Source organism: Citrobacter sp. Cpo091 (assembly GCF_030332645.1).
GTDB lineage: Bacteria > Pseudomonadota > Gammaproteobacteria > Enterobacterales > Enterobacteriaceae > Citrobacter > Citrobacter portucalensis.
This window is the reverse complement of record NZ_JAOWHL010000034.1, coordinates 345,252-364,793: the sequence shown is the minus strand read 5'-3', so window position 1 is coordinate 364,793 and position 19,542 is coordinate 345,252. Positions and strand designations below refer to the sequence as shown.

The window sequence follows — 19,542 nt, the reverse complement described above, 5'->3', positions numbered from 1 at the left end:
TAAACCGCAGGATGTGTCGTCGTTATGTCTATTCAAAAAATCGCCCAGCTTGCCGGTGTGTCGGTGGCGACGGTATCGCGTGTGCTGAATCACAGTGATACCGTCAAAGCCAAAAATCGTGAGCGCGTGCTACAGGCTATTAAAGAAAGCAATTATCAGCCCAACCTGCTGGCGCGTCAGCTGCGTACGGCACGTAGTTCGATGATTCTGGTGATGGTTTCCAACATCGCCAATCCTTTTTGTGCAGAGGTTGTTAAAGGCATTGAAGAGGAGGCGGAGAAGAATGGCTATCGCATTTTGCTGTGTAATTCCGGCTCGGATACAGCCCGATCAAAATCGGCGTTGAAGCTCCTGTCGGGGAAAATCGTCGATGGCATTATCACCATGGATGCATTCTCCAAATTACCGGAACTGACTACGCTGATTGGCGATGCGCCCTGGGTTCAGTGCGCGGAATATGCTGACAAAGGCGCGGTTTCCTGCGTGGGGATTAACGATGTTGACGCCGCACAGTCGGTAATATCTCACCTGGTGGATAAGGGCTACCGACGAATTGCCTTAATCAATCATGACCTGAGTTATAAATATGCTCGTTTGCGCGAACGCGGCTATAAAGCGGCGCTGCATGCGCTGTCGCTTGAATATCAGGCTGTGGAATATGCCAGTGAATTAAGTTCCAGTGCAGGAATTGCGGCGATGAAAATACTACTTGCCGCAGAGGTGAAACCCGACGCGGTGTTTGCCGTATCGGACACGCTAGCCGCTGGTGCGATGCGCGCTATTTTCGATGCCGGATTACAGATCCCGCAGGATATCGCCGTTGTTGGTTTCGACGGTACGGAACTGGCAGAAATGGTTTCTCCACAGCTTTCGACCATTGAGCAGCCCTCACGGGATATAGGCCGCAAAGCGGTAGGATTATTGCTGAATAAAATAGAAAATCCTGACGCGCAGACGGAAAGGGTGATGATGGACTGGCGCTATATTTCACGCGCCAGTACCTGAGCTTTATCGCTGAAACGCGCCAGACAGCGCACGAATATCGTTTCCGGTAGGCGACTGATGAATGCGCAAGCCAAACTCTTCGACTACGGCAAATATATGGTCGAAGATATCAGCCTGAATACTTTCATATTCAAGCCAGACCACCGTATTGGTAAAGGCATAAATTTCGATCGGTAAACCATGATCGTCCGGCGCAAGCTGGCGCACCATTAACGTCATATCTTTGCGAATACGCGGATGATGACGCAAATACTCGTTCAGATAAGCGCGGAAGGTGCCAATATTGGTCATCCGGCGGTGATTCAACACCGATTCAGGCGCATCTAACTGCTGATTCCACTCGTCAATTTCCTGGTGACGTGCGGTTAAATACGGTTTCAGCAGGTGGGCTTTATGCAGACGCTGGCGCTCATCCTCATCAAGAAAATGGATGCTGGTGGCATCGATGCTGATGCTGCGTTTTATTCTCCGCCCACCGGAAGCCGACATTCCACTCCAGTTTTTAAAAGAGTCTGAGACCAGTGACCAGGTTGGGATAGTGGTGATGGTGTTATCCCAGTTGCGCACTTTCACGGTGGTTAAGCCAATATCGATAACCGCGCCATCTGCACCATATTTCGGCATTTCCAGCCAGTCGCCAAGCTTTAACATATCGTTGGCGGAGAGCTGTATTCCGGCAACCAGACCGAGAATAGGGTCTTTAAACACCAGCATTAACACGGCGGCCATGGCGCCCAGACCGCTTATCAGTATTGCCGGTGACTGACCAATCAGCAGGGAAATCATCAATATTCCGACGAGAATTGCGCTGATGAGTTTGATGCCCTGGAATATGCCTTTTAGCGGTAATTGCGATGCGGCAGGGAGTTTTTGCGACAGATTGAGAATAACGTCCAGCAGGGAAAACAGGGACAGCAGGGCGTACATCATGATCCACAACTGAGCGCAGGTCACTAATATTTCTGCGGCTTCGCTGCCTTTCTGTAGCCAGAGTGCGGCCTGTATATTGACAATGATACCCTGCAGGGTGAATGCCAGCCGGTGAAATAACTTGTTCTGCGTGATGATTTGTAGCCACAGGCGGGAGCTGGCGCTGGCACGCTTTTCAAATGCGCGTAATACCACCCAGTGCAAAATAACGTGAACAATAATGGCGGTGATAAAAATAATGCCAAAAATCATCACCAATGAGGTGGTGTGATTTATTTCAATGCCGAGTTCTTCTACCTGAGATATCAATTCCTGCATAACGTCTCCTTAATAAACAGCGGTCTATGATGACCGCTGCGCGGAGCTTATGCAAATGCGGAGGATTAGACTTCCGTCAGCGTCGTTTCCAACGGCAGACGAGATTTCGGCAGCGCGGCGTTGAAATCTTCTACGCTGTGATGACCCACAGGAACCACCACTACGCTGGTGAAACCTTTTTCTTTCAGGCCAAATTCTGCATCCATGACAGCTGAATCAAAGCCTTCGATCGGCACAGCATCCAGGCCCATCGCCGCAACGCCCAGCAGGAAGTTACCGACGTTCAGGTACACCTGTTTTGCCATCCAGTGGTTGTCATCTTTCAGTTCTTTGCGATGCATGTCGGCAAAGAAGGTGCGGCCTTTGTGGTTTGCGGCTTTCGCTTCAGGCGTGGCGAAACGACCATCGCTTTCTTCTTGATCCACCACGCGTTCCAGCCACGCATCGTCCATCGCCGTTTTGGCGCAGAACACCACAACGTGGGAAGCATCCAGCATTTTACGTTCGTTGAATACAAAGCCGCCGGCTGCGGATTTAGCCACACGCGCCTTACCTTCGTCAGTGCTGGCGACGATAAAGTGCCATGGCTGAGAGTTGGTGCTGGACGGGCTAAACTGCAGCAGCGTTTTTAATTTTTCGGCCTGCTCAGCGGTCAGTTTTTTATTCGGATCGAATGCCTTAGTGGAGTAACGTTTTAAGGCGACAGAAACAATATCCATAACTACTCCTGGTGATTTTCCATACCCTGCGGGTGCGTTTTGTTTCAGCAGGGTACAGGGTTAGTAGGCAAAAGATAAGACAGGAAAATGCAAAAACACTTATCGGGGTTAGCGATAAATCAACCTGGACGCAGGCGTTTTTGATCCCGTTTCGGCAAGCCGTCGACGACGCGGTGCCAGGAATCATTCACCAGCTCTGCCAGTAATGACTCGGTAATATCGTCACCAGGATAGACCGAGATCCAGTGCTTTTTATTCATGTGATAGCCGGGCTTAATGCTGGGGTAGATCTGCTGGTTTAACAGTGATTTTTGCGGATCGGATTTCAGGTTAATAAGTGGCCGTCCGCGAAGCTCCGTGACCAGCATAAAAATTTTACCGCCAACCTTGAAGACATCGTATTCCGGGCCGAAAGGCCAGCAGTGTTCGGTAAAAGGTAGTTCGAGCGCAAGGCGTTTCGCACAGGCAGGAAGGGTCTGGCCGTCCATTATTGTTCCTCGCGGGTCAGGGCGCGCCACATGGCTTCAAACCCCATCGAAATATATTCATTTGCGCGGGCAGCGTCGCGGGCGGCGAACTCCATGGTGGTTTCTGCCAGAGAAAGGAATAGCCCGTCGCCAAAGGCGCGATATTCGTCAGACATAAACTCGGGTCGTACGGAACGATGACAAAGATCGCGCAGTTCCGGGAACATATCGTCAGCCTGTTGTTCGGTTTCCTTGCTTATTTTCTCGCTGACGGCCAACTGACGAATCGTGCGATGCCCGCAGGTGTGGTTCAGGCCCCAGCTAATGTAGCTGTTCCAGATGTAGTGAGTCATGGTTTTGGCATCGGTCACTGAACGATCCAGGTTTGCCATCATCGACTGACAAAGGTCTTGCTTCAAAAAGAGGTAAAGCTCGTTGATCAAATCATCTTTGGTCGCGAAATAGCGAAACAACGTTCCCTCCGCAACCCCTGCATTACGGGCTATCACGGCGGTCGAAGCCGCAACACCTGATTGTGCAAATGCTGTGGTTGCAGCTTCCAGTAATGCCAGTTTTTTGTCTTCACTCTTCGGACGAGCCACTACACTTTACCCTTAAGTCTGTAAAAAACATGATTGAATCACGGCGTTTGCTGCGCCGCAACGGCGAATGTCAAAGATTGAAAATCATCTTGACGGAGAACTTTCGATTTCTATAATGAGTGCTTACTCACTCATAATCAAGAGTCAGTCGCGCAAACCAGCGGAAAGGGGGCGCGTTTAAGGTCAGGATATGAAGCGTCTCACAGTTTGTGTGGTTGTTATTATGCTTATTGCTGCAGCTGCAAGTTTACCGTTTGTACTCAATGCCGGGTTTGGTCAGGCGCCGCAAGGGGCACAACTGAGTCAGGTTGAACAGTCACCGCACTATCGTGATGGACAGTTTCATAACCAGGTGCCGACACCGGGCTATACCGGCAACAAAGGCATGCTGGCGGCCTGGTGGGAGTTTCTGGTCGCTAAGCGTGAAAATGCACGACCAGCACAACCGTTACCTATGGTCGCGACCGATCTCGCCGGGCTTTCGCCGCAGCAGGATACCCTGGTCTGGCTGGGCCATTCTTCGTGGTATTTACAGCTGGCGGGTCAACGTATCCTGATTGATCCGGTTTTCAGCAATTATGCCGCACCGTTCTCGTTCCTGAACAAGGCCTTTGCCGGTGATTATCCGTGGACCGCACAGACGATGCCGGAGATAGACCTGCTCATCATCTCGCACGATCACTATGACCATCTGGATCTCGCCACTATCAAGGCGCTAATGCCGAAAATTAAGCGGGTGATTACGCCGCTTGGCGTCGGGTCGCATCTGCGTTACTGGGGGATGCGCAGCGAGATAATCGAAGAACGGGACTGGAATCAGTCCGTCAGAGTGACGGATTCGCTGATCGTTCATGTGCTGCCCGCCCGTCATTTCTCGGGGCGCGGTATCAAACGCAACCAAACGCTATGGGCGAGCTTCATGTTCGAAACGCCGGAGCAGAACGTTTATTACAGCGGCGATTCCGGCTATGGACCGCATTTTAAAGCCATCGGTGAGCAGTTTGGCTCTGTCGATTTGGCGATTATGGAGAACGGTCAGTATGACCAGGACTGGAAGTTTATTCACATGATGCCGGAAGAGACGGCGCAGGCTGCGGCAGATCTGCATGCGAAAGCCGTGTTGCCAGGGCATGCCGGCCGTTTCGTTCTGGCGAAACATACCTGGGATGATCCTTACAAACGACTGGCGCTTGCCAGCCGTCATCAGGATTACCGACTGCTGACGCCAATGCTGGGTGAACCGGTAATACTGTCCGAACCGGACCAACCGTTTACGGCCTGGTGGCAACAGGTGACTCAATGAATACAGGGGAGAGCATGATGACGATTTCTGCTCAGGTAATTGATACGATTGTTGAATGGATTGATGATAATTTGAATCAACCATTGCGCATTGATGATATTGCACGCCATGCGGGATATTCCAAATGGCACCTGCAGCGTCTTTTTATGCAGTACAAAGGCGAAAGTCTTGGGCGTTACATCCGCGAGCGCAAGCTGCTGTTGGCGGCGCGCGATCTACGCGATACCGACCAGAAAGTGTACGACATCTGTTTGAAATACGGATTCGATTCGCAGCAGACCTTTACGCGTATTTTCACCCGTACGTTCAGCCAGCCGCCGGGAGCTTATCGCAAAGAAAATCATAGCCGAACGCATTAACAGCAGAGGGTTCTCGCGGGCCTAATCCGCCAGCGAGAACCAGCGCCGCCAGATGAAGCGCAGCACCAAATATTCAATCACGCCCAGCAGTAAAAACCACAGGCAAAACAGCAAAGTATAAAACTGATTGAGATCCATCAGATGAAAAATGGCGACGAGTTTTTGCGCCAGCACCAGGCCAAGCGAGGGGGCGGGTAGCAGCAGGCAAGACAAAAAAGCCAGTAGCAGGATCCCTGCGACAGTCATCAGTGATTCAAGCGGGTGTTTCATGACATTGTTAAACTTGAGTTAAAAAGCTATTGTCCGGGATCTCAGCGGGCAACGCAAATACCCACGCTTACAACCCCGCCCAAATCTCACAATGTTTTTTCACCAGTCCACTCAGTGACCCGCCTTCGGCGACAAAGTCACGCATGTTTTGTGCTTCATCATGACCATTTTTAACCTGCAGATGTATAGCTTCAATCGCGCTGGTTGCGCCTACTTTATCTGCAGAGGTAGCGATATTCTCCAGGAGTCGCAATGTCTCTTCTGACAGGCGGCAACCGTCGCCGGTATTGACGTCGGTGACGATTCCCGCCATACCAAAGCGACAGGCCTGAAAACGATTGAATTTATACAACAGGTAATCACGCTCCTGGTGCTTGAATGGACGTTTGGTGAGTAACCAGTGGGCGGTAGCCTGAATAAGTCCTGCCATATTGACCGCATGATCAAGGGTCAGCGGCGTATCCATTACCCGAACCTCTACCGTGCCAAAGTGCGGGCTGGGGCGGATATCCCAGTGTAAATCTTTAATGCTATCAATCATGCTGGTGTAAGCCAGTCGACGGAATAGCCCCTCGAATTCCTGCCAGTTATTCACCCATGGCATCGGACCATTATCGGGAAATCCGGAGAAAATATTCAGGCGCGCGCAGGCAAACCGCGTGTCGGACGTCTGCATATAAGGTGAGGTGGCCGAGAGCGCAATAAAATGGGGAACAAATCGCGACAGGCCGTGTAGCAGGTAAATGGCATCATCGCCGTTTGCGCAGCCGATATGCACATGCTGGCCAAACACCGTCGCCTGCTGGATAAGATAGCCAAAATTTTCCAGGTTGCGCCGATAGCGTTCGTCATCGCAGACTTCCTGACGTTGCCATTTTTGAAATGGATGTGTGCCACCGCCACAAATGGCGAGGTGATGCTCTGCAGCAACTCGCATAATTATCTGCTGCATAGCGGACAATTCAGCATCAGCCTGGTCGATATTTCGGCAAACTCCGGTCGCCATCTCCAGCATACTTTCGGTGATATCGTGCTTCACTTCTCCGGCGGTGAGCTGCGGTTTTACGGCGTCAATCAGCCGGGAAGAATCCTGACTCAGGTCGTAACCTGGCGGATTGACCACCTGCATTTCCAGTTCAATGCCTAACGTAAAAGGGTCGGAAACATGAAAATCAGGTAGTGGCATAAGGCTCTCTTCCGCGTTGATTTTTAATCAGTATAGAAGGACTGCTGATTTTCTGTTCGTCGTCAAAATCACCCTTGCGACGCTTTGAAGGTGTAATGGCCAGTGTTATAACTATTTTTTACTTCGCTACTGGGGTTGAATCGTGCCGGAAATAAATCTTTATGGGCAGACCGTCGGCGATGTCGTGCCGGACTGGAATGGCGCTGCCGTACTGCCACGGGAAACGCTGATAGGGCAATATTGTCGACTGGTTCCCCTGGATGCCGACAGCCATGCCGCCGATCTGTTTGATGCCTACGCGCAGGCGCCGGACGATCGCGACTGGACCTGGCTTGCAAGCTCTCGCCCCACAAGCGTCGAGGCCGCAGTTTGCTGGGTGCAGGGGAAAGTTACTGATGCATCTCTGGTTCCCTATGCCGTCATTGAACAGCGTTCAGGACGAGCTGTCGGACTGGTGTGCTTTATGGCGATTGAAGGGGAGCACGGTTCGGTCGAAATTGGTCATGTGACCTGGTCACCGCGTATGAAAAATACGGTTCTCGGCACCGAAAGCATCTGGCTGCTGTTACGCCAGGCATTTGCGCTGGGCTATCGTCGCGTGGAGTGGAAATGCGATTCTCTGAACACCGCTTCTCGACGGGCAGCGGAACGTCTTGGGTTTATCTTCGAAGGTCGCTTTCGCCAGAAGATTGTGCGCAAGGGGCGTAATCGCGACAGCGACTGGTTATCAATGATTGATAGCGAATGGCCCCAGTGTGACGCCGTGTTACAGCGCTGGTTGGCCACGGAGAACTTTGATGAAAACGGTCGGCAACGCCAGTCAATGGCAGAGTGCTTTTCCTGTGAGACAGCCAACGTTGAGACTGTGCAGACGCAACAGCAAGGGTATCAACAGCGCTGGCAACAGGAACATGGCTCGCTGACGCAAACACCGCCTGCGCTTCTGGCTGATTTACTCACAGCACAACCTCGCAATCCCAACCTTTGCTACGACACGCTCTGCTCAAGAGCAGGGTTAGCAGCACTGACAAAAGCAAATGTGTCCACCTCAGAACCGATGGCGGCGATTATCAATACGGAAGTGGATACCGGAGAGCGTCGCATCCCGGTACGGATTTATCGACCGGCACTGACCGGAGAGCCGAAGGTGGTGGTGTTTATCCATGGCGGTGGGCATCTGAGCGGTTCGGTGGAAGTGTATGACCCGGTTGCCCGTCATCTGGCGATGGCGACAGGGAATATCGTTGTGTCGGTTGATTATCGACTTGCGCCAGAAAACCCGTATCCGGCTGGTCTTTCCGATGCTAAAGCCGTAATAGAAAACGTCTGGTCGCTGCTCGACAGTCAGCATATTCCTTACACTCGCCAACTCACGCTTATCGGCGACAGCGGTGGCGGCGCATTTAGCGCGACGCTGGCGGCCTACTTTTCCCGCGAGCAGCCAGGATTTATTCATCGCCTGGTGCTGATTTATCCGAGCCTGGACTACACGCTGAACTGGCCGTCGGTGCAGGAGAACGGTACCGGAAAGCTACTGGATGAAAGCAAAATACGCTGGTATTTTCAGCAATATTTCCGCAATGAAGAAGATCGTAAACAGACGTCTCCGCTTTACCTGCCGTTGAGCCAGGATTTTCCACCCACTCTGGTATTCAGTGGTGGGTTGGATCCTTTACGGGATGAGAATTTTGCTTTTGTCGCCAGACTGCAAGCTGAGGGGATACCCGTACAGCATGTTCACTTTCCTGGGATGACGCATGCTTATCTGATGCTGGAGGATAAAGTCCCGCAGGAAGCAAAAGCCACCTATCTGGCGATTGGCGACTTTGTTCGCGATTAGCGCCCGCACTCAGTCGTGGCTGCGGGCGGATTTATCATGATTGCTGACTCGCTAAGGTGTTTGCCAGCGCGTACGCTCAACGGCGCTTTGCCACTCGTGCCAGCGTTTTTGCAATCGACCGTGACGCTCTACGTTTGGCTGAAATGATATGTGGTCGGGCAAAAAATGGCGTAGCTGAGCGGTTTCTGTACCGAGCAGCGCCTTGCGTGCCAGCAGCCCGGCGCCAATGGCTGAAAGCTCGGGAATGTCGCTGCGCATCACCGGGCAACCCAGCAGATCGGACTGGTACTGCATCAGCCAATCATTTTTTGTTGGCCCGCCATCAACCATCAGCGCGCTGAGGCTGAAACCGCTGTGCTGGTGCATCGCTTGCACCACATCGGCAATTTGATAGGTAATAGACTCCAGCGCGGCGCGCACCAGATGCGCGCGTTTCACGCCGCGGCTGAGGCCATGAATTAACCCCCGGGCGCTTTCATCCCACCAGGGTGCGCCCAGCCCGGTAAGTGCCGGAACAAAATAGACGCCCAGCGTCGAGTCGACCGTGGCGGGCAGAGTATTGAGTTCATGTAACAGTTGCTCCTCCGGCAGTTCGCTTAAGCCGGTACTGTCGGCCATCCAGGCCACAGCATCGCCGGTATGGGGAATATTGCCTTCCAGACCATAGACCCGGGTATCGCCATCATGCCAGGCAATAGTTGTTGCCAGCGCATTCACCGCAGACTGCGTTGAAGATACCGGAGCCATCACCGATGAGCCGGTGCCATAGGTCGCTTTAACACAACCTTCAGCACCTAGCCCGTGGGCAAAGAGCGCGGCATGAGAATCGCCAATCATCGCCAGAATGGGGATCCCATCGGGGATGGTCGCCAGACCTTTCGTCACGCCAAAATGATGACTGGAGGGGCAAACTTCTGGCAGCGCCTGTTGCGGGATACCAAACAGCGCCAGCATCTCGCTATCCCATTGGCCGCTATGTAGATTGAGCAACTGCGTGCGCGAAGCGTTGGAGGCGTCACAACGAAACGCCGCACCGCCGGTAAGATTCCACAGTAACCAGCTATCGATAGTGCCGAGGCAAATTTCGCCTTGCTGCGCGAGCGCCATGCCGTTGGGGACGGACTCCAGAAGCCATCGCATTTTAGAGGCGGAAAAGAGCGGGGCGACGGGCAATCCGGTGATGGATTTTATTTTCGCCTCATGACCTTGCTCGCGCAACGCCCGGCAAAAGTCAGCCGTGCGCGAGCATTGCCAGGTAATGGCGGGGCCGAGCGGACGCCCGCTTGCGCGATACCAGCCGATTGCCGTTTCTCGCTGATTACTGATCGCCAGCGCCGCCACCCGCTGCGTACCTACGGCGGTAACTGCTTGCGCCATTACAGCCAGAGAGGCCTCCAGCAGCGCGTCGCCGGACTGTTCAACCCAGCCTTCGCGAGGCGTGTGGATCGCCAGCGCGCGGGAGAACTTCGCGACCACATTTCCCCGACCGTCCAGCGCAACGGCTTTGGCATTGGTGGTGCCTTCATCAAGCGCAATAATAATGTCTTTCGTTGCTGACATCGTTTTCTCCAGCCTCTCTGTTTCCCTGAGTATTAGCGATGGAACAACGTATCCACCCCGAGATAGCGGGTGAAGGCTTCATGCAGCACCTCGGCGCTGGCGGAATGGTTCATTGCCACGTGATGTTCAAAACCGTTACGACAGATCCACGCCAGTAAATTCTCCAGATGCGGCACCTGGATTACTGCACGACAGCCAACCGTATCCAGCGGATCGTCTACCGATTGGCCTTCTCCGACGTACGCTTTGATTTCACCGGTTAAATCGTCGGTGCTCAGGCGGAAATAGGTCAGTGTGCCGCTTTTCATGCGTCCATGTACTGCACCGCAGGTGTTCTCTTTCCCAACGGTGGTACCGATGATGTCCGCTGTACCCATTTTGGGGCTCTCCAGACTGGCTGATGCAAAGTTTCCGCAGTGAAAAAGCACACATTTATCACGATCGTCGCCGAAATTGTTATTCCAGTCGGCAATGGAAGCCGGGCTTAAATTACTGCTGGCGAGGGCGTACATTGACAGCGCGCCCATCACATCCACTTCGCATGCGCTGGGCATTAACTGCCCGGACATCACGCTCATGATTGAGCATACGTTGATGCCTAAATTTTCCTGCAGCGAAGTCCAGCACTGGATCGCAGTGGTATCTATATCGTTAGCGATGACCCATTCGCTGATGACGACAAACAGTTTTGCCATTGTGACGAGTTTGTCGGCGGGAATGGCGCTGGCATCGGCGTTATCCAGCAGCAGACGACGTTTTTCATCCACACGGATATCGTCATCGCGCAGACATTTGATGCGGGTAAAGACTTCAGACAGATCCAGCGTTTCAACGGCGATACCCAGTCTTTCGAGTAATTTTTCGCTGTAGCGAACGGTATTGAATCCAGCCGGGCGAGCACCGATAGCGCCGACGCGTACGCCACGCATACTGCTGACAACACGGCAAATCTGTTCGAAACGTTTCAGATCCTGAGCAAAAACCTCACCGGCCAGATCGCAGACATGCTGGGTGGTGAGCGTAAATGGAATGCCGTACTGACGCAGGTTATTGCACAGGGAGATTTTTCCACAGAAGCTGTCACGGCGGGTGGCAAGCCCCATTTTATCAAGGTTATCTTCCTGCGCCTGAACCAGTACCGGGACATTCAGGCCAGACAGGCGCAGCGTTTCCGCTATTGCTTTTTCATCGCCAAAGTTCGGCAACAGCACTACCACGCCGTGAATGTCGTCGCGGTGAGCGCGGAAAAGTTCGGCGCACACTTTCGCATCCTGGCGGGTTTCTACCCCGCCGAGTTCCGTTTGCGTATCGTCGAGCATAATGGTTTTAATACCCAGTCGCGCAAAGAGCACGCTGGCTTGTTCGCGGGCTTCAGCAACCAGATAGCTTGGGAAAAATCCCCGATTGCCAATAATCACCGCCATGGTCAACTGTTGAGGAATTCGTGACATCGCTTTCTCCAGTAAGTGTTCTGTTGTTATTGTTTTATCGTGTGGCGCTGCAACAGCGCGGCGGCGTTTTTCACGACGCCAGCGGCGTCAATTTCGTGGCGGGCACGTGTTGCCGCGCGATCGGCCGCGATAGCATATTGACCATCGCCAATGCCGAGTCGGCGCAGCGGAATGGCACAGCCAGCTTCTGCCAGTACCTCGGCCACCAGGCTTCCCACGCCGCCATTAATGTTATGCTCTTCCACACTGACCACGGCCTTGCAGTGGGCTAATGCCGCCAACAGTTGTTGGGTATTGCAGGGACGAATTGACGGTACACTGATTACGCTTGCATCAATACCCGCCTGTTCCAGCACTGTGGCAGCCTCGACAATTTCATGGACGGTTGAGCCCATCGCGACCAGAGCGACATCTTTTCCTTTCCGCAGAATATCGATATTACCCGGAGTGAACTGGTAATTTTCGTCGTGTAGTTCCGGTAAGGCTTTTCCGTCGAGGCGAACATAAACCGGGCCGACGTGGCTTAAGGCATAGTCGATAATCTGCCGGCATTCCACTGGGCAGGACGGGGCGTAAATTTCAATATTGCCAAAACCGCGCAGAACGGAAATGTCATCAATACTGTGATGTGTGCTGGCGAGGGGGCCGTAGCTGGCGCCCGCGTTCAGGCCGATCAGCTTCACGTTGGTGTTGTTGTAGCAAATGTCGACTTTGATTTGCTCATTAGCCCGCGAAATAAGGAACGGAGCGGCATTACAGGTGACGGCGATTTTGCCCCCCAGCGCCAGGCCGGCGGCGGCGCCAACCAGCGTCTGTTCGGCGATACCCACGTTGACCAGACGACCGGGAAATTCCTTCATAAACGGGGCGATTTTCGCCGTAGATGTGGAGTCAGCAACGACGGGTACAACGTCCATTCCGCGCTCGACTGCGGCAATTAAGGTATTCACCATCACGGTGGCGAGGTGTTCACTATTACGCATCTTTCAGTTCCTCCAGCGCCAGTTCAACTTCTTCCCCTTTTGGCACGCGGTGGTGCCATTCCGGGCGGCCTTGAATAAAGGAGATCCCGGCCCCTTTGGTGGTGTGGGCAATGACGACGTGCGGTTTACCTTCCGGGGTTAACCCTTCCAGCGTGCGCACCACATCACTCATATCATTGCCGCGGCACTCTGTGACCTGCATACCGAAGGCGCGCCATTTCTCATTCAGTGGATCGGTGTTCATGATCTCTTTGGTTGCGCCGGCAAGTTGGAGGTTATTTTTGTCGTTGATGATAATCAGGTTATCCAGCTTGTAGTGGGCGGCGACCAGTGCGGCTTCCCAGTTGCTTCCTTCTGCCAGTTCACCATCACCGGTAACGACAAACACCCGGCGCTTGCTGTTGTTACGTTTAGCTGCCAGCGCAATGCCCACGGCGACCGGCAGACCGTGACCGAGCGCTCCGGTATTCAGTTCGATCCCAGGCGTTTTGTGTTTCACCGGATGACCCGGCAGGTGTGAATCGGCGTGCTGATAGGTCGCCAGCCAGTCCACGGGAATAAAACCAGCCTCAGCCAGCACGCAGTAGTAACCGCCCACTGCATGACCTTTCGACTGGATGTAGATGTCGCGCTCATCGCTTGCTATAAGCTCTGGTGAGCAATTCAGGATGCGAAAATAGAGTGCTGTCAGCAGTTCGACCTGCGACAGGTCAGCGCCGGTATGTCCCCCCGCCGGGCTTTCTGCATTCAACACGATAATGCGACGACGTACCGCACGTGCTTTCTTGACTAGCTCTGGTATTGAGAGCGAAAACGGATTCATAAGACACCTCTTGAATGTTTAATCCTTAGTGAATAAATATTCCATGTGGGTGCAGTAGTGCAACTGTCTCGCTATCCACTGCGTAATATGCAGCTAAAACAGTTGGTCGTTATCGGTTAGAATAAATATTCACTACTGATTTATTATTCATGATTAAAGATATGCCTTGTCTGAGGGTTTGTCTACGCCTTGTAGCAGCAATTTTTGGCGAAAAGAGAAAAGGATCACACTAACGCGATAACCGGAAAGGCGCAGATGACTTGTTATCTATTCAGGTATGAATAAAAATAACAGGCAGTTTACCAGGGGGAATGTTATGTCAAAGCAGGATGAACAGCGGTTGCTGGTTAAGATTGCCACACTTTACTACGCCGAAAATAAAAAACAGTCTGAAATCGCCACGCTGCTGCATTTGTCGCAGTCCTTTGTCTCCCGTGCCTTGACGCGTTGTCAGAAAGAAGGGCTGGTGAAAATCACCGTTGTACAGCCGACTAATATCTTTGTCGAGCTGGAAAAAGCCATTGAAGAGCGGTTTGGTCTTCGCCAGGCGATTGTCGTGGATGTTGGCGACAACCCCAGTAGTACGCAAATTAAGCATGCCATTGGCAGCGCGGCGGCACATTACGTTGAAACTCGTCTGCGTGCCGAAGACCTGGTCGGTATTTCCTCCTGGAGTAGCACCATTCGCTGCATGGTTGATGAAATGCACCCGCAAAATATCCGGGCGGCAGGCGTGATCCAATTACTGGGCGGCGTGGGGCCAAACGGCAACGTGCAGGCCACGATTCTGACGCAACAGCTGGCGGCACACCTCGGCTGCCCGGCCTGGCTGTTGCCTTCGCAAAGTATTGAGCATTCGGTGGAAGAACGTTCTCGGCTGGTTAACAGCCCGGATGTGGCGGTGGTCGTCGAAAAATTTGCTGAAGTGGAAGTGGCGATTGTCGGCATCGGGGAGCTGGAACCTTCTCAATTGCTGAAAAATTCAGGAAACTATTACAACGAAGAGATGCTGCGACTGCTGGCCGAACGCGGCGCGGTCGGGGATATCTGTCTGCATTATTACGACGCGGCGGGCAATCCGGTACTCAGCCATGAGGAAGACCCGGTTATCGGCATGGAGCTGGCGCAGATCCGCGACTGCAACCATGTGATAGCGTTGGCGGGCGGGGTAGAAAAACAGAATGCGATCCGTGGCGCGCTGCAGGGGAATTATATCGACGTACTGATCACCGACTACCCGACAGCGCGCAATCTGGTCAAAGGGTGACGCCGCGGTGAGTCAAGTTATCGCCAGCCCCTGGGGCTGGCTGTAGTTATCAGAGTTTTATTAAGCGTAGAGCAATCCATGGCTTAGCCGGTAGATCCAGCTTGTCACCGTGTTGGATAACCCCCGCAACCGGCGTGATCGTCATGGCCCAGGTATCAATGATATCGACCTTCCACGTCGTATTCTCCGGCAACATAGTCATCATCTTGTAGGCAGGGCAATGATCGCCAAAATAGAACAGTCCCCAGTTGCCCTCGCAGCTTATCCCCATCGACGTATCCCAGTGGCTACCCCACGGGAGCGGTGTCAGGCGTTTGGCTTGTCCTTCCTCAAGGATGTTGCGCAAAAAAGCGATGCGCGGGATGCTTGTTCCTTTGAGCGTGCCGCCATGTGACCACCAAATAATCTCATCTTCATTCAGGTATGTTTCGCCGTGAGTGACATAGCCGCCGAGTATTACGCCATGCCAGAACAATGCAGTCATTTTTTCTCCGGTGATATTGCCCCAGCCGAGATCGACATTGCCTTCATAGCAGCATTCGTCAATGACAATGGGTTTGGCAAATGTCTGCCGCCATTCCGGGACAAAGTGCATATCGTGGTGCTGGATGCTGGCGTGGGTGAGCGCGGGATTGTGATGATCGTACCAGTGCGCATTTGAGCGGTAGTGGATCGGCGGGTTGTGCCAGTTATGAATGGAGATCATGTGCGAAGAGGGATCCTCGCGTTTGATTTGCGCTATGGCGGCATCCCAGAAAGACATCGGTTTTTCTTTCAGCAGGTCGAACTCATTGGCCAGCGACCACCAAATATTTTTAAACGATGCGAGGCGTGCCACCACGTAGCGGAGATATCGGCGATCGGTCTCCTGCGACATGGCGGAAAATCCCCAGCGGTCGTACGGATGAAAGAGGATCAAATCCACCTCAATATTCAGTTCATCCAGCTTTTGTATTTGACTCTCCAACTGGGCAAAAAAGGTGGTATCGAAGCGGGTAAAATCAAATCCCTGGTCGAGGGTACCCGGAAAGGGGAAGCGCATCGGTTCCTGCAGATTGTAGCGATAGTATTTAGGAAATACGCACATGCGGATTTTATTGAACGGACTCGCCGCCAGCGATGCCAGCGTTTGTTGCTGTATATCGTCCGGTTGGTAGTTCCAGACGTAGGCCGTGGTGCCAAAAGGATAAAACGCGTTGCCATTGGCATAGCGGAAGTGCCCGTCGCCATCACGCTGTACCGGGCCGGTTAACTGTGTTTCAGGGACGCAGGTAAACGTTCCTTCGACAGGGGACTGCGAAGGAATATTTGAGCTGATGCGATAGTGCCAGACGCCGGGGATATCCGGCATAAAGCGCAGTATGAACTGACCGTTACCGTTGTAAAAGCCCCAAACCGTGCGGGATTCTTCGCCGCAGGTAAAGGTGGCTGATAGCTCGGTGTCGGTAAAATGGCGAGGATCGTCAACGTCCGTGACCTGATACTCAAACCGCCCCCACAGGGCAATACTTTGTTCGCTCATAGCACCTCTCCTTTGGAATATATATTCCATTGTGATTTTATATTCACGATGAGAGTAAAGGAGGTTACCGTTAACATTCCACTGTCAAGGCGAAAAAATGAGCATGCGATCACAAAAACGCCGCCATTTCTGCTGATTACTGTGAGATTTTTACTGTGAGACTGAAAGGAGTAAGCGTTATCTGAATGACGAGAGAAACGGCCAGCCAGCATAAACGTCTTGTTTATTAATAAGATGACATTTCGCCACTAGATGGCGGCGCGGTTAGGAGCAAAAGAATGAGGTTAATTGTGATACTGGTAACAATGTCACGACTAACCACTTGCCAGCGCTAAATTCGTGGGCTTAACCTTTGTGTGAATAGTAATTCGATAATGAATATATATTCATAAAGAGGGTTTCTCATGAAGCAACAGCATAAATTGAGTATCAAAGAGAAGATCTGTTATGGGTTAGGTGATTCGTCAGCGAACATTTTTCTTGGGATGACGATGATGTTTTTGCCCTATTTTTATACCGATGTTTTAGGGATTTCGGCAGCGGCGATGGGGATATTGTTTATTGTTGCCCGTCTGGTTGATGCCTTCTATGATCCATTTATCGGTAATATCTCCGATCGCACGCGGACAAAGCACGGCTCGTATCGTCCTTTTTTGCTCTGGTTGGCGATCCCTTACGGTATTTCCTGTTTTTTAGTCTTTCTGGCGCCGGACTTTTCACCCACTGGAAAGCTAGTCTATGCAGTGATTACCTATCTATTTCTGATCCTGATGTATGCCTCCACGGTGGTACCGTATGTGGCGTTGTTGACGACACTCACCGCCGATCCCATGGATCGTTTAAGCGCCAACTCCTGGCGTTTCCCACTGGCTAAAATGGCCTTTCTTATCTGCTCAATGGTAGTGCCGATTTTCGTCGCCTGGTATGGAAAAACCGATGAAGCACGCGCCTACATGATGGCGATGAGCTTTATTGCCGTGCTGGCCACGGCGTTTATGCTGCTCTGTTTCTGGGGAACAAAGGAGCGATATCAGGTTAGCGTGGAGACGGATAAAGTCCCGTTTACCAAACAACTGGGAATTATGCTGAAAGCGAAACCGGTGGTTGTTTTCTATCTGTTCAAAATTACCAGCTCCATTGCTTTTGTAATTAAAGGCAGTGTGACTATTTATTTTGTGAAGTATTTCCTGAATCGTGGGGATGGCTTTGTTTCTGGTCTGCTTTCGGCCACAGCGATTGCGGGGATCATTGCGCCGATGATTGCTATTCAACTGATTAAGCACAACAAACTCTCGAAATTAGGTACGCTGAAGGTGGCGCAACTGGGCGGTGGCGTGGCGGCATTATGTCTCTATTTCGTTAACCCTGAACAAATCTCACTGGCATGTGTTCTACTGGTGCTGTCGGTATTGATGGCTGAACTTGGCTCGATTACTGCATGGGCGCTGCCTTCTGATTGTGCCGACTATTGTGAAGACAAATCCGGCGTCAGAATGTCTGGGGCTGTCGCTGCCGGTACGCTCTTTTCGATGAAGGTTGGTCTGGCACTGGCGGGTGGGATGGTTGGGCTAGTGCTCTCCCTTAGCGGTTACAAAGCGGGTGAGGCGGTGTCATCGGAAACGATGACGGCGATTATGTTCTTAATTGCCGGGATCCCTGCCATTTTCCATGCCATTAGTTTGGGGTTGCTGATGATGTTTAAACTGGATGATAAGGTTTCGGCAGGGCAGGCTGAAGCCGTCATGAAATAAAATTTCCCCACTGCCGGATGGCGGCGCATTATCAGGCCCATATGTCATACACGACGTAGGCCTGATAAGCGCAGCGCCATCAGGCGTAATTTCAGGGCTACTGACTTTCCATCGCCGCCTTTTGCGCAACCACTGCGGCTTTTTGCTGCATCCGGTTTTGCATCTGGTCGATAATGACCGCGACAATAATCACGATGCCCTTAATCACCATTTGCCAGAATTCGCTGACGCCCATCATCACCAGACCATCGGCCAGAAAACCGATAACGAAAGCGCCAATCAACGTGCCTAAGATGGTGCCTCGACCACCGGCCAGCGACGTACCACCAAGTACAACGGCGGCAATGGCGTTCATCTCAAATGCTGTACCGTTGGCCGGATGACTAGCGGAAAGTTGTGCTGAAACAACTATTCCGGCAATTGCAGCGCATAGTCCGGACAGGGTGTACACCCAGATTTTTACCTGCCTCACTTTTACCCCGGACAGTTCAGCAGCGCGTTCGTTATCGCCGATGGCGTACACGTGACGGCCAAAGGGCAGACGGCGGGCAACGTAGGCAATAATCAGCGCCAGCACAATCATCATCCAGATGGCCCACGGAATACCAAACAGAGTTCCCGCGCCAATTTCATCAAAACCGGTGTTACCCAACTGTGGATTGCCGGAAAGCCCAGGGAATGTTTGTCCGTCAGAGGTCAGCATCGCCGCGCCGCGCAATACGTACATGGTGCCCAGCGTACAAATAAAAGGTGCGACGTTATAGCGCGTAATAATCCAGCCATTTGCTGCGCCAATCAATCCGCCAATCAGCAGTACGACAGGTACAATCACCCAGACGCTGGGGAAGATAGCGATGCCAAACATGGGCAATACAATGCCTTTGGTGATCAGCCATCCGGCAATCATGCCGCACAGCCCAAGCGTAGCGCCAATCGAGAGATCAATGCCGGCAGTAATAATGACGAAGGTGATTCCCAGCGCCAGAAACGCGTTAATGGCGATGTGCTTGATCATAATGACCATGCTGCCGCCAGAGAGGAAACCGGGGACGGTGAAGGCAAAAAATCCGACGATCAGAAACAGCGCAATAAAGGTACGTAATTTCAGGATCAGCAGCAGGATATTTTCCCGCGAGAAGGTGACACCGGCTCGCGGTGCGACGACGGCAGATTGTAGTGTTTTCAT

At 52.4% G+C, this 19,542-nt stretch carries 18 protein-coding genes and 1 pseudogene; 7 read left to right on the top strand and 12 right to left on the bottom strand.

Annotated features, from left to right (window positions below; all coding sequences use genetic code 11):
* Positions 1–24: 24 nt before the first annotated feature.
* Complete coding sequence (locus OGY04_RS12410; RefSeq protein ID WP_057066483.1) at positions 25–1,005, top strand: LacI family DNA-binding transcriptional regulator; 981 nt, start codon at positions 25–27, stop codon at positions 1,003–1,005.
* A gap of 3 nt (positions 1,006–1,008) precedes the next feature.
* On the opposite strand, the gene OGY04_RS12405 is transcribed toward OGY04_RS12410, so the two are convergent.
* From OGY04_RS12405 to OGY04_RS12390, 4 genes are all read right to left on the bottom strand, one after another.
* Positions 1,009–2,253 (bottom strand): mechanosensitive ion channel family protein, encoded by a 1,245-nt coding sequence (locus tag OGY04_RS12405; RefSeq protein WP_057066482.1) that lies wholly within the window; start codon positions 2,251–2,253, stop codon positions 1,009–1,011.
* Between the two features lie 65 nt (positions 2,254–2,318).
* Positions 2,319–2,972: an oxygen-insensitive NAD(P)H nitroreductase gene (gene nfsB, locus OGY04_RS12400; RefSeq protein WP_003831162.1), complete on the bottom strand. Its 654-nt coding sequence runs from the start codon at positions 2,970–2,972 to the stop codon at positions 2,319–2,321.
* A 119-nt stretch (positions 2,973–3,091) separates the two neighbouring features.
* Entirely contained in the window at positions 3,092–3,460 is a 369-nt protein-coding gene (locus OGY04_RS12395) for an MmcQ/YjbR family DNA-binding protein (protein ID WP_008784040.1), read from the bottom strand.
* Complete coding sequence (locus tag OGY04_RS12390; RefSeq protein ID WP_071445801.1) at positions 3,460–4,041, bottom strand: TetR/AcrR family transcriptional regulator; 582 nt, start codon at positions 4,039–4,041, stop codon at positions 3,460–3,462. The genes OGY04_RS12395 and OGY04_RS12390 overlap by 1 nt, the downstream gene beginning before the upstream one ends.
* 190 nt (positions 4,042–4,231) lie before the next feature.
* On the opposite strand from OGY04_RS12390, the gene OGY04_RS12385 reads away from it, so the two are divergent.
* The gene (locus OGY04_RS12385) at positions 4,232–5,344 is read left to right on the top strand and encodes an MBL fold metallo-hydrolase (RefSeq protein WP_008784042.1); all 1,113 of its coding nucleotides are present in this window, start codon (positions 4,232–4,234) and stop codon (positions 5,342–5,344) included.
* A 17-nt stretch (positions 5,345–5,361) separates the two neighbouring features.
* Positions 5,362–5,703 carry a RamA family antibiotic efflux transcriptional regulator gene (locus OGY04_RS12380; RefSeq protein WP_003021996.1) on the top strand — a complete coding sequence of 114 codons (342 nt, stop codon included), beginning with the start codon at positions 5,362–5,364 and terminating at the stop codon, positions 5,701–5,703.
* A 21-nt stretch (positions 5,704–5,724) separates the two neighbouring features.
* Here the strand turns inward: OGY04_RS12380 and OGY04_RS12375 are convergent, their stop codons facing one another.
* On the bottom strand, positions 5,725–5,973 hold the full coding sequence (locus OGY04_RS12375) for a DUF1158 domain-containing protein (protein WP_008784044.1): 249 nt from the start codon (positions 5,971–5,973) through the stop codon (positions 5,725–5,727).
* A 67-nt stretch (positions 5,974–6,040) separates the two neighbouring features.
* Entirely contained in the window at positions 6,041–7,159 is a 1,119-nt protein-coding gene (locus tag OGY04_RS12370; RefSeq protein WP_234102647.1) for a YbdK family carboxylate-amine ligase, read from the bottom strand.
* 142 nt (positions 7,160–7,301) lie between these two features.
* Here OGY04_RS12370 and OGY04_RS12365 point away from each other — a divergent pair.
* A pseudogene (locus OGY04_RS12365) lies at positions 7,302–7,991 on the top strand (GNAT family N-acetyltransferase); the annotation flags it as partial.
* The gene (locus OGY04_RS12360; protein WP_353655330.1) at positions 7,983–8,999 is read left to right on the top strand and encodes an alpha/beta hydrolase; all 1,017 of its coding nucleotides are present in this window, start codon (positions 7,983–7,985) and stop codon (positions 8,997–8,999) included. The pseudogene OGY04_RS12365 and the gene OGY04_RS12360, both read left to right, overlap by 9 nt.
* Positions 9,000–9,050: 51 nt before the next feature.
* On the opposite strand, the gene OGY04_RS12355 is transcribed toward OGY04_RS12360, so the two are convergent.
* The 4 genes from OGY04_RS12355 to OGY04_RS12340 are packed head-to-tail and all read right to left on the bottom strand — an operon-like array spanning position 9,051 to position 13,816.
* On the bottom strand, positions 9,051–10,559 hold the full coding sequence (locus OGY04_RS12355) for an FGGY family carbohydrate kinase (RefSeq protein WP_286585343.1): 1,509 nt from the start codon (positions 10,557–10,559) through the stop codon (positions 9,051–9,053).
* 32 nt (positions 10,560–10,591) lie between these two features.
* Positions 10,592–12,010 carry an L-fucose/L-arabinose isomerase family protein gene (locus OGY04_RS12350; RefSeq protein ID WP_032942637.1) on the bottom strand — a complete coding sequence of 473 codons (1,419 nt, stop codon included), beginning with the start codon at positions 12,008–12,010 and terminating at the stop codon, positions 10,592–10,594.
* A 26-nt stretch (positions 12,011–12,036) separates the two neighbouring features.
* A complete protein-coding gene (locus tag OGY04_RS12345; RefSeq protein WP_103015065.1) occupies positions 12,037–12,993 on the bottom strand; it encodes a transketolase family protein in 957 nt (318 codons plus the stop codon).
* Entirely contained in the window at positions 12,986–13,816 is an 831-nt protein-coding gene (locus OGY04_RS12340; protein WP_286585342.1) for a transketolase, read from the bottom strand. The genes OGY04_RS12345 and OGY04_RS12340 overlap by 8 nt, the downstream gene beginning before the upstream one ends.
* Before the next feature lie 316 nt (positions 13,817–14,132).
* On the opposite strand from OGY04_RS12340, the gene OGY04_RS12335 reads away from it, so the two are divergent.
* Complete coding sequence (locus OGY04_RS12335) at positions 14,133–15,083, top strand: sugar-binding transcriptional regulator (RefSeq protein ID WP_286585341.1); 951 nt, start codon at positions 14,133–14,135, stop codon at positions 15,081–15,083.
* A 49-nt stretch (positions 15,084–15,132) separates the two neighbouring features.
* Here OGY04_RS12335 and OGY04_RS12330 read toward each other — a convergent pair whose 3' ends face one another.
* Entirely contained in the window at positions 15,133–16,605 is a 1,473-nt protein-coding gene (locus OGY04_RS12330; RefSeq protein ID WP_286585340.1) for an apiosidase-like domain-containing protein, read from the bottom strand.
* A gap of 404 nt (positions 16,606–17,009) precedes the next feature.
* Between OGY04_RS12330 and OGY04_RS12325 the strand changes: the two genes are divergently transcribed.
* Positions 17,010–18,356, top strand: coding sequence for a glycoside-pentoside-hexuronide (GPH):cation symporter (locus OGY04_RS12325; protein WP_286585339.1), 1,347 nt, complete (start codon positions 17,010–17,012; stop codon positions 18,354–18,356).
* A gap of 97 nt (positions 18,357–18,453) precedes the next feature.
* Here the strand turns inward: OGY04_RS12325 and OGY04_RS12320 are convergent, their stop codons facing one another.
* The gene (locus tag OGY04_RS12320; RefSeq protein ID WP_032942645.1) at positions 18,454–19,542 is read right to left on the bottom strand and encodes an ABC transporter permease; all 1,089 of its coding nucleotides are present in this window, start codon (positions 19,540–19,542) and stop codon (positions 18,454–18,456) included.